General features: G+C 69.3%; 11 protein-coding genes. 7 read left to right on the top strand and 4 right to left on the bottom strand.

Features of this window, described 5'->3' with window-relative positions; all coding sequences use genetic code 11:
* Window positions 1–18: 18 nt before the first annotated feature.
* The 4 genes from QHF89_RS05585 to QHF89_RS05600 are packed head-to-tail and all read left to right on the top strand — an operon-like array spanning window position 19 to window position 3831.
* A complete protein-coding gene (locus QHF89_RS05585) occupies window positions 19–1506 on the top strand; it encodes a serine/threonine protein kinase (protein WP_284720109.1) in 1488 nt (495 codons plus the stop codon).
* 5 nt (window positions 1507–1511) lie between these two features.
* Window positions 1512–2531, top strand: a complete 1020-nt coding sequence (locus QHF89_RS05590) for a hypothetical protein (RefSeq protein ID WP_284720110.1) — start codon at window positions 1512–1514, stop codon at window positions 2529–2531.
* A 59-nt stretch (window positions 2532–2590) separates the two neighbouring features.
* On the top strand, window positions 2591–3169 hold the full coding sequence (locus tag QHF89_RS05595; protein WP_284720111.1) for a C-type lectin domain-containing protein: 579 nt from the start codon (window positions 2591–2593) through the stop codon (window positions 3167–3169).
* Between the two features lie 44 nt (window positions 3170–3213).
* A complete protein-coding gene (locus tag QHF89_RS05600) occupies window positions 3214–3831 on the top strand; it encodes a hypothetical protein (protein WP_136967153.1) in 618 nt (205 codons plus the stop codon).
* Here QHF89_RS05600 and QHF89_RS05605 read toward each other — a convergent pair whose 3' ends face one another.
* Together QHF89_RS05605 and QHF89_RS05610 are read right to left on the bottom strand one after the other, a co-directional pair.
* Window positions 3832–6219, bottom strand: a complete 2388-nt coding sequence (locus QHF89_RS05605) for a TonB family protein (protein ID WP_136967152.1) — start codon at window positions 6217–6219, stop codon at window positions 3832–3834.
* A gap of 152 nt (window positions 6220–6371) precedes the next feature.
* Window positions 6372–6497, bottom strand: coding sequence for a hypothetical protein (locus tag QHF89_RS05610; RefSeq protein WP_284720112.1), 126 nt, complete (start codon window positions 6495–6497; stop codon window positions 6372–6374).
* A gap of 386 nt (window positions 6498–6883) precedes the next feature.
* Here QHF89_RS05610 and ppdK point away from each other — a divergent pair, with 386 nt between their 5' ends.
* The 3 genes from ppdK to QHF89_RS05625 all read left to right on the top strand — a co-directional run bounded on the left by ppdK (window position 6884) and on the right by QHF89_RS05625 (window position 11555).
* Window positions 6884–9643 (top strand): pyruvate, phosphate dikinase, encoded by a 2760-nt coding sequence (ppdK, locus tag QHF89_RS05615; protein WP_136967151.1) that lies wholly within the window; start codon window positions 6884–6886, stop codon window positions 9641–9643.
* Window positions 9644–9882: 239 nt separating this feature from the next.
* On the top strand, window positions 9883–10650 hold the full coding sequence (locus QHF89_RS05620; protein ID WP_136967150.1) for an SDR family oxidoreductase: 768 nt from the start codon (window positions 9883–9885) through the stop codon (window positions 10648–10650).
* 182 nt (window positions 10651–10832) lie between these two features.
* Window positions 10833–11555 carry a PspA/IM30 family protein gene (locus tag QHF89_RS05625; RefSeq protein ID WP_136928556.1) on the top strand — a complete coding sequence of 241 codons (723 nt, stop codon included), beginning with the start codon at window positions 10833–10835 and terminating at the stop codon, window positions 11553–11555.
* 13 nt (window positions 11556–11568) lie between these two features.
* Here the strand turns inward: QHF89_RS05625 and QHF89_RS05630 are convergent, their stop codons facing one another.
* Window positions 11569–12468: a formylglycine-generating enzyme family protein gene (locus QHF89_RS05630; protein WP_136967149.1), complete on the bottom strand. Its 900-nt coding sequence runs from the start codon at window positions 12466–12468 to the stop codon at window positions 11569–11571.
* Window positions 12469–12562: 94 nt separating this feature from the next.
* Window positions 12563–15061 (bottom strand): hypothetical protein, encoded by a 2499-nt coding sequence (locus QHF89_RS05635; protein ID WP_136967148.1) that lies wholly within the window; start codon window positions 15059–15061, stop codon window positions 12563–12565.
* Window positions 15062–15067: the final 6 nt, after the last annotated feature.

Genomic DNA, 15067 nt, shown 5'->3' on the forward strand with positions numbered 1-15067 from the left:
GTCGGGCGGGGGGGACGAATGCAGGTCGAGCGCAGGTCGGATTCGTCGTGGGAGGACGAGCCTTCGGGTCTGCCCGTGGCCATCGGCGACGTCCTCGATGGCAAGTATCGCGTCCTGCGCGTCCTCGGCAAAGGCGGCATGGGCGTGATCGTGGCCGCGGTGCACGTGGAACTCGGGCACCGGGTCGCGCTCAAATTCCTGCTGAAATCAGCCATGCAGAACGAGGAGGTCGTCGCCCGGTTCGCCCGCGAAGCGAGGGCCGCAGCCATGATCCAGAACGAGCACGCGACGCGCGTGCTCGATATCGGGCGATTGCCGAGTGGACAGCCCTACATGGTGCTCGAGCTGCTCGAAGGCTCGGATCTCGGCGCGCACGTCGCCCGAAACGGCCCCCTCCCCATCGAGGACGCCGTCACGTACGTGCTCGAGGCGTGCGAGGCGATCGCCGAGGCCCATTCCCTCGGAATCGTCCATCGTGATCTCAAGCCCGACAACCTTTTCCTCGCCCGGCGCCCGGACGGATCCCGCACCGTGAAGGTGCTCGATTTTGGGATCTCCAAGCTCTCTGTCGACAATGATACTTCGCCGGAGCGCGGCGCTCCGCTCACGACGACCTCCGCCGTCATCGGATCTCCGATGTACATGTCGCCCGAGCAGCTCCGTGCCACGCGCGACGCCGATCCCCGCTCGGACATCTGGTCCATCGGCGTGACGCTTTACGAGCTGATCGCGGGGGAAGGCCCCTTCCCCTGGCAAAGCCTGCCCGAGCTCTGCGCGGCCATTCTGAAGGATCCGCCGACGCCGCTCCGCGCACGTCTCCCCGACGCGCCGCCGGAGCTCGACGCGGCGCTCCTGCGTTGCCTTCAGAAAAACCCGGGCGATAGGTACACGAATATCGCCGAGCTCGCGGTCGCGCTCGCGCCGTTCGGCAAGCCCGGGGCCATTGCGTCGAGCGAGCGCGCGGTGCGCCTGCTCGCGCGTGGTACGTCCGCGGAGCGCTCCCCGAGCACGCGCGGGCCACTGAGCACGAGCCCGACGTTGACCGATCCGCGCGTGCTCCTCCCGCCGTTGCATTCGACGCCGCCGGTCTCGGCGACCTCGCTGCTCGAGCGGGATCCCGCGGGGGCGAAATGGCAACGAATCCTGCGACCCGTGCCGTTGCTCGCGATCGTAGCGGCGTTCGTCTTTGTGGGAGGTGCCGGGATCCGGCTGCAGCGCGCGTACGGATCGCCGAGCGTCCTCGCAGAACTTGCGCGTGGAGGAATCGAGGCGACGCTCGGCCCGGCGTTCACGAAGGTGAGACCGCTGCCGGCGTCGGTCGAGGCCGCCGAGACGAAAGCACATCCGCCCGTCATGGGAGAGGCGCGTCCCGCGCCGCGGCCGAGGAACAAGGCGCCGCAGGGGGGCTTTTCAAAGCCGTGGCCGCAAAGCACGATCACGGACAAGACCCCGGAGAAACCTCCGTCGTCCGTGAAGCGCCCCAATCCTTTCGACGGGCGCGAATGACACCCATGACGAATACCTTCCGCGTCGCTCATCGTGATCCGAGGAGGAGCGCCGTCGCGCCTGCGGCCGCCCTCGCCGTCGTGCTGCTCTCCAGCCAAGCCGCCGCGAATCCGCTCGACCCGATGGAGGACCGCGCCGCCCGAAGGGCCGCGGCGGAGGCGCTGTTCGACGAGGGCAAATGGCTGATGGTCGAGGGGCGTTATCCAGAGGCATGCCCCAAGTTCGCCGAGAGCCAGAGGCTCGACGCGGGCGTCGGGACGCTCTTGAACCTGGCCGATTGTCTGGAAAAAATCGGGCGCACCGCGAGCGCATGGGCCGAGTTCCGGGCCGCCGTCTATGCCGCGCGCGAAAAAGGGCAGGTCGAGCGCGAGACGGTCGCGCGCGAGCGGGCCGCGGCCCTCGAGCCCAAGCTCACACGACTCGTGATCACCGCGCCGTGGGCCGAAAAATTGCAAAACGTGGAGATCCGCAAAGACGGTCAGGTCCTCGGGCGCGCGTTATGGGGGACGGCCGTGCCCGTGGACCCGGGAAAACACGTGGTCGAGGCCCAGGCCGAGGGCAAACGCCCCTACCGCGTGGAGCTGGAGGTGCCCGGGGGCGAAGCCACGCGGGTGACGACAGCCATTCCAGAGCTGATGGACGCCCCGCAAGCGCCGCCGCCGCCGCCCGAGAAGCCCCTTTCGAATTCGAGGGCCTCGGTGCACAAGATCGCGGGGATCGCGCTGGGCGGCGCGGGCGTCGTGTCCGTCGTCGCGGGCTCGGTCCTCGGAATGCAGGCCATTGCGCGGAACGGCGACTCGGCCGCCCATTGCATCGAGGGCAACCTCTGCGACGCGACCGGCGTCGCCCTGCGCAGCGAGGCGCGCACGCGCGGCGACGCGGCGACGGGGGCGATCCTCGCGGGCGTGCTCGCAGCGGCGGGAGGGCTCGTCCTGTACCTGACGGCGCCGGAGGCCACGCCCGCGCGTGCCGGCGTGGGAACGGTGGGATCAGGCGCGGGGCTCGTGGTCGGAGGTGTGTTTTGAGGATTCGACGACAAACGGGGCGCCCGCGCGGACGTCCCTTTTGGTGGCTTGGGCTTTTCGTGCTCGGCCAGACCCTCGGCTGCAATGCACTCGCCGGAATCGAGGAGGGGGTGCTCGCGCTTTGCCAGGACGGCACGCGTATCGATCAAACCGGCTGCCAGGGCACGGCCGGCGGCAACGGCGGCAGCGGCGGGACGGGCGGGGAGCCGTCCTGCCAGAGCTGCCCCGACCCCGACGACACATGTCCTCTGCCGTGGCAATGGAAGTCGCCGACAACGGGCTCGTGTTATCTGCACCATGGCAACGAGCGCGACTGGAACACCGCGCGCGAGCATTGCCTGGAGCTCGGCGGCGACCTGGCGGCGCTGAGCACGGCCGAGGAGTTCTGGTACGTGGCGAGCGTGGTGTCGGGCGACGTATGGATCGGCGGGACGGACGCGCAGCAAGAGGGCGCGTTCTCGTGGTCGAACGGGGAGCCGTGGGGGTTCACGGCGTGGAAGGACGCGCTGCCCGGGGATCAGGGCAACAAACAGGACTGCGTGATGCTCTCGGCGTCGCCCGGGACCGCGTCGTTCTTCGACGACCGGGGCTGCGGCGAAAAACGCGGCTTTCTCTGCGAAATGTCGCCTCCGCCGTAACTTTTCTTGTCGCCTCCCCGTCGGGGGTGCGATTCTGAAGGGGTATGCGGAAGGCTCTCCTTTCCCTTTCGACCATCGTCGTGCTCGCGCTTTCGATCGGCTGCGGCGGCGAACAAACGTCGGCGGCGAACTCCGGCTGGTCCCAGGATCTCGGAGATCCCACGGGCCAGCCGCTCCGCCGCACGGAGACGCTGAGCGAGCCCGAGCAGGCGCCCGCGCCGCTCACCGGGGCGATCACGACGCCCCCCACCGAAAAACGGGTGCGTCACGACGTGATGATCGCGAAGGACTCGCCCCACGAGGCGACGTGCTCGTGCCTCGCCGTCGTGGTCGGAGAGCCGGGGGATCCGCGCCTCCTGTGGCAAGCCGAGGTGCCGAAGCTCGGCGGGGACGTGGCCGTGGTCGCGGTGAGCGGCAAGGGCGTGTCTTGCCCCGGGGTGGCCGAGGACGCGCCGCGAAGGCCCAGCATCGCGGCGGTGGAGCAGGACGGGGCCGACGTGGTGCTGACGATCGAGGAGCTGCCGTCGGGCCGCCCGCAGGCCTCGGGGGCGGTCGTGCCGCGGCCCGGGCCGGGCGGCGCGGTGTATGTCAAGCCGAAGGGGCCGAAGGTCCCGTATGGTCGGCCCGCGGCGGGGGCGGGGGCGCGCTGCAAGGTGAAGTGACTAGAGGCCGCCCTCGACGCCGATGCTCGGCACGGTGACGGGGCCGATTTCCTGGGGCTCGCATTCCGTCGGGCCACAGCTCACGCCCGTTTGCTCGGTGCTGAGCGTCGCATTGAGCATTTCGATCACGAACGAGACCCAGCCACGCTTCTTCAAGTTCCAGCGCTTCTCGATGCGCGCGTCGATGCGGAAGAACGGATCGGTGCGGCTCTTGCCCCATATCGCCGCATCCGCGGCCGCGATGGGCAAACCCGTGTAGAAGACGACGCGCGAGCCGAGGCGCCATCCCTTGCCGGCTTCCCAGGAGACCGCGCCATTCAGGACGTGGGTTCGATCGAATTGCGCTGGGCCCGAGGAAAAACCGATGCTCCTCGACGATCGGGAGAGCGTGTACGAAATATATCCGCCGAGCCGCTCGGTGAGCTTGCGGCGGATGTAGATCTCGAGCCCCACCGCGGTGCCGAGCGATCGATCGCTGATCACACTCGATCCGTCGTCGTCGTCCTGGGGCGGCGCGCCGCCCGGGCCCCCCGGGCCGCCGGGGCCTCCGCCCGGCCCCCCCGGACCGCCTCCGTTGACCGTGCGGCCGACCGAATCGAGCGCGTCGGACATGTTGAAGAATCCATTGAGGAAAAACGTACCCGTGGCCTCGAAGCCGAACGGCAATTTGACGTCGAGGCCGGTGCTCGTCTGGACGCTGCGCTGAAGGCCACCGGCGAGCTTGCCAATGGAGAGGCCAGGGACGGGCAAGACGAACCCGGGCGGCTGGTGGGCGAGGCCCATGGCGGAGACGAGCTTCAACCGGGGCACGATGGGGACCTTCATGGCGAGCCGAACGTCGGCGCTGATCGCAGTGACGCCGCCCGAGCCCCATAAGTCGACGCGCGCGCCGGGGGTGAATTCGACGCCGCGGCCCGCGTCGAGGACGGCGTCCGCGTAAAATCCGACCGCGATGTCCTGGCGCGGCGGAAAAAACTGGTCGAGGAACGACTGCTGGGTCTCGGCTTCTTCTTCGTTCGCGTCGCCCCCCACGATGAGATCGTAATAATCGAAATTCGCGTCGACGCCGGCCCGGAAGAGCATGGATTCGTTCCGGCGGTGGAGGATCTGGGTCCGGGCTGAAAGGAGGAAATCACGCGCGAAAATGCCCTCCTGCCCGCCGATGGCCGTCCGGTCGTAGCCGAACGAGACGGCCTGGCGCAAGCGCGTGCGCGAGCTGACGTCCTTGTCGTAACGGAGGTCAATCCGGTGGAACTGCACGTCGAAGAGGCCCTGCTCGACGTCGTCGACCTTGGCGCCGAGGTAATCGTGGGCGCCAAAGGCGAAGAGGGTCAGCCGATCCGTGGGCGTGACGTCGAAGGTCGCGCGGGCCTGATAGTCCCAATAATTGAGCGTGGTGTCGGGCGCGAGCAGGGAGAGCGCGGCCGCGGTGTACGAGAATCGGCCACCCGCCATGACGGTGGCGCGGTCGCCGATCGGGGCCTCGACCATGGCGCCGGCGTCGAACACGCGAATGTTCGCCTCGCCGTGGAGCTCGCCCTTCGGCTTGGTCGTCTCGCCGGAGACGATGCCGCCGGCAAAACGACCGAATTGCGCAGGGTAACCGCCGGGATAGAGGTCGACCCGGTCCACGATCGCCGGATTGACGACCGAAGGGCCGAGGGCGAGGTGATACAGATAAGGGACGCGGACGTTGTCGAGAAAATACCCGACGTTGCCGGGAGGTGCGCCGCGAATGTAGAAGAAGGGCAAACCCGAGAAAATGGGCGTGACGCCGGGGAGCGATTCAATCGCACGGAAAGGATCGCCGAACGCGCCCGGCAAGACGCGGACCTCGGCGCGGCCGAGCGAGGAGGTCCCGGCGGCGCGGCGCTCGCCGAGAGCAAGGACCTCGATGGGCGCAGGGCCCGCCGGCTTCGGCGTCGCGGTCGGCTTTTTGCCGGGGGTGCCGTCCTTCGGGTGAGCGCCCTCCTCGGCCGCGGGAGGGGTCTCCTCCTCGGCAGGCGGCGCCGGGGGCGTGAAGTGGACGAGGACGCGGATGCGCGCGGGGATGGGCTTGCCGTTGCGCGTGGCCGGCTCGAAACGCCAGTCGGGCGCGGCGCCGGACGCGGCGTCGGTGAAAGGCGCGTCCCCGGAGACGATACGCGCCTCCTTGACGCTGCCATCCGCGGCGACGGTGACGTCGAGCACGACGTCCGCCTCGCCCGTGAGGCCCGGCTCCGTCGGATAAGCGGCCTCGAGCGCAGCGAGCGGACGAGGCGGGACGAGGACGGGCGCCGCAGGGGGAGCTGCGGCAGGTGGAGCGGGCGCGGGCTTCGGGGGTTCGTCGGCGCGCGCAGGGGGGGCGGCAAGAAGAAGGAAGGCCGAGAAGATAAGGGGGGGCTTCAAGGACGCGCGTTTCATCGCCGGTCCGCTACATCTCACGACCCGAGGGACAGTGGGTTAAATAATGTAAAGCGCACGTTTTCGCCCCAAGGGCGGAGCGTCGGCCAGCCCTCGGAGCGAAAACGGTGGGTCTTCGGCCCCGATTTCGAGGGACGTTATCGCTCGCCGGGGAACCCTTCCACGGCGTCGTCGTCGTCGCCGCCGAACAACGCGCCGACCGAGAGCTCGACGGCCTCGAAAGGCTCGGCCCGCACGCACGCGTCACGGCCGGCCGCGATCACGAGGAGACCTGCGTTTAGGCGAACTCCACCTCGACTTCGGTGTAGATCACCATCCGCCAGGAAACGCGCCGCCGGAAGGACGGCGCTGGAACGGTCCTTTGAGACGCGCGACGACCGCAGATTGCGCGTCGCCGTGCTCGCCCGTGGGAGCCGCCTTGTGGACGAGCTCGCCGTCGATGATCTCGTGAACTCGCTCCTCAGGCGGGATCGCGAGCAGGTCGGCGACGGTCGCACGCTAGCGGCGTTTGAAGGTGGAGGACATGGGAGCGTCCGAGCCTACCTCTGGCTGGTTTTCCATGCACGTACATCTTCCGGAAGCCGCCAGCGGTTGCGTGTTTCGAAAACTTTTCTTGCGCCCGTCACCCCAAACATGGAAGGAAGCCGCCATGGCGAAGCGCATCTATTTCTTCGGCGGCGGTCAGGCCGACGGCGACGGAACCCAGAAGCCGCTCCTCGGCGGCAAGGGCGCAGGTCTCCACGAAATGACCCGGCTCGGCATCCCCGTGCCGCCTGGCTTCACGATCACCACCGAGGTCTGCACGGCCTTCTTCGCCTCCGGGGAGCAGATCCCGGAAGGCCTCCTCGACGAGGCTCGCGCGGCCATCCGTCGGGTGGAGGAGATCGTCGGCACCCGCTTCGGCGACCCGGAAAACCCGCTGCTCGTGAGCGTCCGCTCCGGCGCCCGCGCCTCGATGCCCGGCATGATGGACACCATCCTGAACCTCGGCCTGAACGAGGCGATCGTGGCCGGGCTCGGCGCTCGCACCCAAAATCCCCGCTTCGCCCTCGACGCCTACCGCCGGTTCATCGTGACGTACGCGGACGTCGTGCTCGGGTTGCATCGGAAGCGCTTCGACGACGCGCTGGAGATCGCCCGGCGCAAGGCCGCCGCTGCGCGCGGGATGGTCGAGGCCCAAAGGCTCACGGTGGCCGAGCTCCAGCGAAAGCTGCCCGACTCGATGTTCGACGAGGAGACGCTGCGCTCCCTCGTGAAAGAGCAGCGCCGCATCGTGAAGGAGGAGACGGGATCGCCGTTCCCCGACGATCCGTGGGCGCAACTCGAAGGCGCGATCGTCGCGGTCTTCCGGAGCTGGAACAACAACCGCGCCAAGACGTACCGCAAGATGCACGAGATCCCCGAGGCGTGGGGCACGGCGTGCAACGTGCAAGCGATGGTCTTCGGAAACCTGGGCGAAGACTCCGGCACGGGGGTGGCATTCACGCGGGACCCGTCGACAGGCGAGAAGCGCTTCTTCGGCGAGTGGCTGCCGAACGCGCAAGGCGAGGACGTCGTGGCCGGCGTTCGCACGCCCAACCCGATCGCGAAGGGCCAAGGCAACGACGAAGGCTCGCTCGAGGTGCGCATGCCCGAGGCCTACGCGGAACTCGTGCGCACGCAGGAGCGGCTGGAGAAGCACTTCCGCGACATGCAGGACCTCGAGTTCACCGTGCAGTCGGGCAAGCTCTACCTGCTCCAGACGCGGAACGGGAAACGGACGGGGCGAGCGGGCGTGCGGATCGCCGTGGAGATGGCGAAGGAGGGGCTCATCGATCAGCGCGAGGCCGTGATGCGCGTCGACCCGGCGTCGATCGAGCAGCTCCTGCACCCGACGATCGACCCGAAGGCGCCGAAAAAGCTCCTGGCGAAGGGTCTGCCGGCGAGCCCGGGCGCGGCGAGCGGGCAGGTGGTCTTCCACGCGGACGAGGCGGAACGAAAGGCAGCGCAAGGCCTGCCCGTGATCCTCGTGCGCGCCGAGACGTCGCCCGAGGACATCCACGGGATGAAGGCCGCGAACGGCATTTTGACGGCGCGCGGCGGCATGACGAGCCACGCGGCGGTCGTCGCGCGAGGCATGGGCAAGTGCTGCGTCGCAGGCTGTTCGGCGGTCGCCGTGAGCTACGAGACGGCCACGATGACCGTGACGATTTACGACGAGCTCGGCCGGCCTACCGACACGGTGAGCGTGAAGGGCGGCGACGTGATCACGCTCGACGGCGCGACCGGCTCGGTCTACCTCGGCGCGATCCCGACGGCGCCGGCCTCGCTGTCGGCGGAGTACGAGGAGCTGATGCGCTGGGCCGATACGTCGCGGCGGCTGAAGGTGCTGGCGAACGCGGACACGGGCGCGGACGCGCGAACGGCCCGCTCGTATGGAGCCGAGGGCATCGGCCTCTGCCGCACCGAGCACATGTTCTTCGACGACAAACGTATCGCGGCGGTGCGGGAAATGATCCTCGCCCGCGACGTGGACGCACGAAAAGCAGCGCTCGCGAAGCTCCTGCCCTACCAGCGCGAGGATTTCACCGCGATCTTCCAGGAAATGGCGGGCTTGCCCGTGACGATCCGCCTGCTCGATCCGCCGCTGCACGAGTTCCTGCCGCAAGAGCGCAAGCAGATCGAGGATCTCGCGGCGACGATGAAGGTCCGGCCGGCAGAGCTCGTGCGGAAGGTGGAGGAGCTCCACGAGCTGAACCCGATGCTCGGCCACCGTGGCTGCCGCCTCGGCGTGACGTTCCCCGAGATCAACGAGATGCAAGCCCGCGCGATCTTCGAGGCCGCGTGCGAGGTGGCCGCGAAAGGCACGGCCCCGAAGCTCGAGATCATGATTCCGCTGGCCATGACGCGGAAGGAGCTCGCGCTGGCCAAAGCGACGATCGAGCGGGTGGCGAGCGAGGTGTTCGCCGAAAAGGGCCGGTCGGTGTCGTACCTGTTCGGCACGATGATCGAGCTGCCCCGCGCGGCCCTGCGCGCCGCCGAGCTCGCCGAGGAGGCCGAGTTCTTCAGCTTCGGCACGAATGATTTGACGCAGACCACGATGGGCATCTCGCGCGACGACGCCGGGAAATTCCTCGGGGCCTACGTGGAGGCGGCCATCCTGCCGCGAGACCCGTTCACGAGCCTCGATACGGAAGGCGTGGGCGAGCTCGTGGCAATCGCATGCGAGCGCGGCCGAAAGACGCGGGCAAACCTGGAGCTCGGCGTGTGCGGCGAGCATGGCGGCGACCCGGCCTCGATCCGGTTCTTCGAGCGGGTGAAGCTCGACTACGTGTCGTGCTCGCCCCTGCGCGTGCCGATCGCCCGGCTCGCAGCCGCGCAGGCAGCGCTCGCCGAAGGCGCTGCGACGACGGTCCAGACGACGGCGTAGTCGGTCGCGGCGGGGGAGGCTCCGAGCGGGCCGACCCCCGCGTTTATCGCGGCACAATCATCATCGGGCGGGATGGCATTCCATTCCGCCGATCCTTTCCCAGCCTTCACACAACATAGCGAATGGCCGAGCGAGCATTCGCATAGCCCCCATTGCATGCTTTCTCGTGGAGGCGCTCCGCGCGAGCGTCGTCCTTGACCTTGCCAGTCAGATGATGTGCATCATATGATGTTCATCCTATGAACACGAACTCGACGAGCGACGGGCATGACGTGACCTGCAGCAGCGACCGTGCTGCATGGATCGTAGGCGCCGGCGACGGCACGGGTGGCGCCATCGCGCGCCGCTTCGCGCGGGGAGGCTTCATCACGTGCGTGTCGCGTCGCAACGCGGAGAAGCTTTCGCCGCTCGTCGACGCCATCGCCGCGGACGGCGGGCGCGCGCACGCCATCGGCTGCGACGCACGCAAGGAGGACGACGTCATCGCGACGGTCGAGCGCATCGAGCGGGAGATCGGAGCCATCGAGGTCTACGTCTTCAACGTGGGCGCGAACGTCCCGTGCAGCATCCTCGACGAGACCTCCCGCAAGTACATGAAGATCTGGGAGATGGCCTGCTTCGGCGGGTTCCTGACGGCGCGCGAAGTGGCCAAGCGCATGGTGGCGCGCGGGCGCGGGACCATGCTCTTCACGGGCGCGACCGCGAGCGTGCGCGGCTCCGCAAATTTCGCGGCGTTCGCCGGGGCCAAACACGCGCTGCGCGCCCTCGCGCAGAGCATGGCGCGTGAGCTCGGTCCGCGGGGCGTTCACGTGGCGCACGTCATCGTCGACGGCGCGATCGACACCGCCTTCATCCGCGACAACCTGCCCGCGCTTTATGCAAAGAAGGACGAGGGCGGCATCCTCGACCCGGACCACATCGCGGAGAACTACTGGCACCTCCACAACCAGCCGCGCGACGCGTGGACGTTCGAACTCGATCTCCGCCCGTGGATCGAGAAGTGGTGAGGTCCTCTCGTCCGGCGTCGACACGGGACCCTACGAACCCCCCTCCCGCTCGAAGCGCGCGAAGCAGCGGAACGAAGGGAAGCTGCGCCGCGCGGGGGTTCGGGGGTTCGAGGGGGGCCGACCGGAGCCTCCCCACGTTGGGGTGACTTTACTCCGGCCGCAAGGCGAGGCACCTTTGCCCCATGGGCATCTTCGACCGGATGGGCAAGGTCATCTCGAGCAACGTCAACGCGCTCCTCGACAAGGCGGAAGACCCGAAGAAATCGGTCGATTTGATCGTCGAGGAGATGAAGGACCAGATCCGCGCGGCGCGCAAGGAGCTGGTCGAGGCAGTGGCGGCCGAGAAGGTGCTGCGCAAGAAGGTCGACGAGATCGACGCCGATACGGCGAAGTGGGAGCGGCGCGCCGAGCTCGCCCTGAAGGCCGGTGACGAGTCGCTCGCGCGCGAGGCGCTCGTGCAGAAGAAGCGCATCATCGCCGAACGAGACCGCGCCGAAGCGCTGCGCGCCGAGCAACGCGCGGCCGCGCTGAACATGAAGCGCGAGCTCGAGCGCATGGAGCAGAAGCAGCAGGAGCTCGAAGCGCGCAAAGGGACGATCGCCTCGCAGCTCCAGCAGGCGAAGGCCGGCGGCGGGGCCGAAGGGCTCGGGGCGCGAGGCAGCTCGGGCGGCGCGTTCGCCGAGTTCCGGCGCATGGAAGACAAGATCGAGGGCAAGGTCGCCGAGGTGGCCGCCGCCCGCGAGCTCGACGACGCGCTCCGCGGAGGCGGGATGTCCGACGTGGAGCTCGAGTCGAAGTTCGCGCAACTCGAAGGCGGCGGGACGATCTCGAAGGACGGCAAGCCGTCGAACCCCGAGATCGACGACGAGCTCGCCGCGCTGAAGAAGAAGATCCGGATCGGCTGAACGCCGAAAGGCGTCAGGGCAGGTCGGCGCAGCAGCGGAAGCCGGTGTTCTGGTTGCTATACCCGCGCGCCACGGTCGCGCTCGCGGAGGAGCAATCCATGTCGTGGTCCAAGCTCGTGTAGCTGCCTCCGCGGCGCCGGCAGGGGTTTTCCGCGGGCATGTCGCTGGGCGTCTCGTCGCAGGAATCCTCCCACTCCCACACGTTCCCACTCATATCGAAGATCCCCGGGAACCCGCCCTCGCACGTCGGCAGGTTCTTGACCGGGACGACGTCGCCGTGCTCGGATTTTTGGCCATTGCAGGCCATCGGATCGTACGCGTCACCGTAGGGGTGGTCCTTCTCGCCCCCGCCCGTACAGGCGTTGTGCCATTGGCTCTTCGCAGGATTGCCGGCGGATTCGTTGAACGGCAGCGCCCCCCCGCCGATCTGGCCGCAAAGACGCTTGCCGTGCGCAGCACAGAACGCGAACGCGTCACACCAGTCCACGTCCGCGACCGGCAGGCTGTCCTTCGACGGTGCCTTCGAGGGGGCAAACGTCGTGTTCCCCTCGCATTGCGCAGGCTGCACCACCGTCGGCTTCGTCTCCACCCATTCGAGGTACTGGAGGTTCGTGACCTCGGTGCTGTCGACGCAATAAGACGGTCCCCCGTTCGGAGCCTGCACCATCACCATGGTCGGCGTCTTTGGGATGTCGGGGCACGCCACCGAACCCCCGCCCGAGCCGCCCGCCGACGAACTCGCGTCCCCACCCATGCCGGCGCCGCCGCTGCCCCCACCTGCGCCGCCGGTTCCGCCCGTCGCGCCCGAGCCGCTCGGCTCCGGGGGCGGAGCATCGATCCCCCCACCACCAAAGCACCCAGCCGCGATCACGAGCGGGCAAGCAAGAAGCAGGAAAGAAACGGCGACGCGCATGATCCGACGATGACACACGTCGCCCGCGAACCGCAATGGGGGAGCGATGGAAGGGACGGACGCCCATGTCGTCCGCACCCCGCCGAGCGTCGTCCTACTTCGCCGTGTTGCGGCCGAGCGCCACGACGTTGTCCACCGCGCTCGCGCCCCCCTCGCCCACCGCCACCTTCACCCGAGGTTTGGCGCGGAGCAGGCTCACCACCAGCGTGAGGCCCCATCCGTCCTCGCTGCGAATTTGCACGGCGCCGTGGCTGTCCTCGATCGACATGATCAGCCGCCCGAGCACCTCGAGCCCCGGCGGCGCCGCGCCCGGCGCGATGAGCACGCGCTGCAGCGCCGATTCGGGCAGGCCAAAGCCGAGGCTCCAGTCGAGGATCGAGAGCTCGACCGCGGTGCTCGTCTCGCGCACCGAGATCACCGGCGGCTGCGCCGACGGCGATTGCCCCGCCGCCTCGATCATGAACGCTTCGAGCGCCCGCTCGAGCGCGGACCTGTGCCCGATCACGTGGCCCATGCCCCGCATGGGCTCGATCTTCACCTGCCGCGCCGTCGCCCGCGCCGTGCCCGCCACCGCCTGCGCGATCACCTCCGAGAGCGGGAACGCGCTCAGCGGATCGTGCGTCGGCGCCGTCGCGAGCGCGCGGACGTTCGTGGGTTTGTCCTCGGGCTGCTCCACGACCGACGCGACGTATCCGACGATCGAGGAGAAGCCGTCCGCCTTCTGCCGCAGGGCGCGGACCGTCAAGACAAACGTCGGCGTGGTGCCCGGCTGGCTGCGGCCCGTGATGCCCGACTCGCTCTGCAGCACCTCGGCCATGTTCGTCGCCGCCTCCTCCGCCGTGCAACCCGTGAGCGCGACGAGGATCTGGCTCAGGTGGATCGAGCCGGGCGGGAGCGCGCCGTCGGCCGACTCGGGCGGGACCGAGACGCCGCGCGCGCCGAGCCAGCGGTTGAGCTCGCGACTCGCGAGGCGCACGTCGCCGAGCGCGTCCGCATAAAAGAGGCCGACGGGAGAGCTGCGCAGCACCTCGCCGAACGTGGCGATCTCCTTCGCCGCGACGTCCGCGCGCTGCACGAGGCGCTCCGAGGGAGGCAAGGGCGCGTCGAGCAGGCGCGATCCAGAGAGGGGTTCGCCTTCGCCCAGGCTGCCGAGGCGGCGCCTGCGCGCGATGAGCGCGAGCTCGCGCGCGAGCCGTTCGAGGCGCTCGGGCACCTTGGCGAACGCGGCCTCGGCCTTCGGGCCGCACAGGAACACGTAGCCTTCCGTTTCGCCGAGCGCGATGAGCGGCACGACCAGCGAGGGCTCGCCGGGGTTCTTCAGGTAATCCGTCACCACGTGCGGCGCGGCCACGCCGTGCTCGTTGATGTACGGCCTGCGGCGCACGTCACGGCGGCGCTCGCCGATGAGGTGCTCGCCGACGTCGCCGTCGTCCCAAAACTTGAGGTGCCACTGCGAAGACGGCAGCTCCGCGACGAGCACGAAGTCCGCCGGGAAGAGGCGCCCCGCGAGCCGGCCGAGGCGAGGCCAGAAGACCGAATCGGGCTCGGTCTGCACGCGGCGGAAGATGCCCTCGCGGCCGAGCAGATCCGAGGTGCGCGCGACCGCGCGTCGCCAGCCGGAGAGGTCGAGCGAGAGCGCGACGATCGCGCCCGCGAGGATGCCCGAGGCGAGGCTCGCCGCCGGCAAGAGGCCCCGCACCATCGAAGCCGCAAGGATCGCTTGCCCGAGGGTCGTCGCCAGCAGGCACACGCCGAGCACGATCAGCGAAGCCTTGATGGACGCGACCCGCCGAACGAAGGCGAGGATCAAGACCGAGAGCGACGCGACGAGCGCGCTGATCCACCGCGGCGCCTCGCGCCTCGCGCCGCCGTCGAGCAGGCCGCCCAGCGCGGAGGCCACGTGGGTGCCCATCGAGATCTCGGGCGCGCCCGCGGAGCTCGTGCGTGGTTCGAACGGCGAGTCGAGCGCGGCGATCACCACGCGCCCGGCGGCGACGGAGAGCGGCGTTCGTCCGGCCGCGACGTCGGCGAGCGAGACCTTGGGCACGCTCTCGGCCGGCGCGGGCACGATCCACGGCGCTTCCGCGATCCCGAGCGCGGCGAGCGCCGGCCGATCCGCGGGCGGCGCCGCAAAGCCGACGGCCGTCCCGTGCGCGCCGAGCCGCACGATCCCCGGCGGGAGCGCCTGGATCGACGCGGCCGGCTCGGCGGCCGGTTGTTTGCGGCTCACACAAAACGCGTCGAGCGGCGGCACGAGGAGCACGCCACGCGCGTGGCCGTCGACGACGAGCTCGGAGAGCGCGCCGAGGCAGTCTCGTTCGGCGAGCGTCTCGGGCGAGGCATGAACGACGAGCACGTGCGACGAGGGGCTCCGGCCTGCGATCGCGCGCAGGGTGAGCTCACGCGCCTCGTCGTCGGCGGAGCCGAGCGGCGCGACCGCGGCCGTGATCCCAGCGACCAGGATCGCCGTCGCTTCGAGGCGGGCGCGGCTCGAGAGGCGCGAGCGATCCTTCTCGAACGCCATCGGCCGCGGGGCGCGGAACGGCTTCGGTATCTTGCGGCTCTCGAGCAGGCGTCGGGCGAAACTTCGCATCGAGGG

This window comes from Polyangium sorediatum, from assembly GCF_029946465.1.
GTDB classification, from domain to species: domain Bacteria; phylum Myxococcota_A; class Polyangia; order Polyangiales; family Polyangiaceae; genus Polyangium; species Polyangium fumosum.

Excerpts from the sequence above, each read along its gene's own strand:
- QHF89_RS05585 (WP_284720109.1), top strand. The coding sequence starts at position 19 with ATGCAGGTCGAGCGCAGGTCGGATTCGTCGTGGGAGGACGAGCCTTCG.
- QHF89_RS05590 (WP_284720110.1), top strand. The coding sequence starts at position 1,512 with ATGACGAATACCTTCCGCGTCGCTCATCGTGATCCGAGGAGGAGCGCC.
- QHF89_RS05600 (WP_136967153.1), top strand. The coding sequence starts at position 3,214 with ATGCGGAAGGCTCTCCTTTCCCTTTCGACCATCGTCGTGCTCGCGCTT.
- ppdK (WP_136967151.1), top strand. The coding sequence starts at position 6,884 with ATGGCGAAGCGCATCTATTTCTTCGGCGGCGGTCAGGCCGACGGCGAC.
- QHF89_RS05620 (WP_136967150.1), top strand. The coding sequence starts at position 9,883 with ATGAACACGAACTCGACGAGCGACGGGCATGACGTGACCTGCAGCAGC.
- QHF89_RS05625 (WP_136928556.1), top strand. The coding sequence starts at position 10,833 with ATGGGCATCTTCGACCGGATGGGCAAGGTCATCTCGAGCAACGTCAAC.
- QHF89_RS05630 (WP_136967149.1), bottom strand. The coding sequence starts at position 12,468 with ATGCGCGTCGCCGTTTCTTTCCTGCTTCTTGCTTGCCCGCTCGTGATC.
- QHF89_RS05635 (WP_136967148.1), bottom strand. The coding sequence starts at position 15,061 with ATGCGAAGTTTCGCCCGACGCCTGCTCGAGAGCCGCAAGATACCGAAG.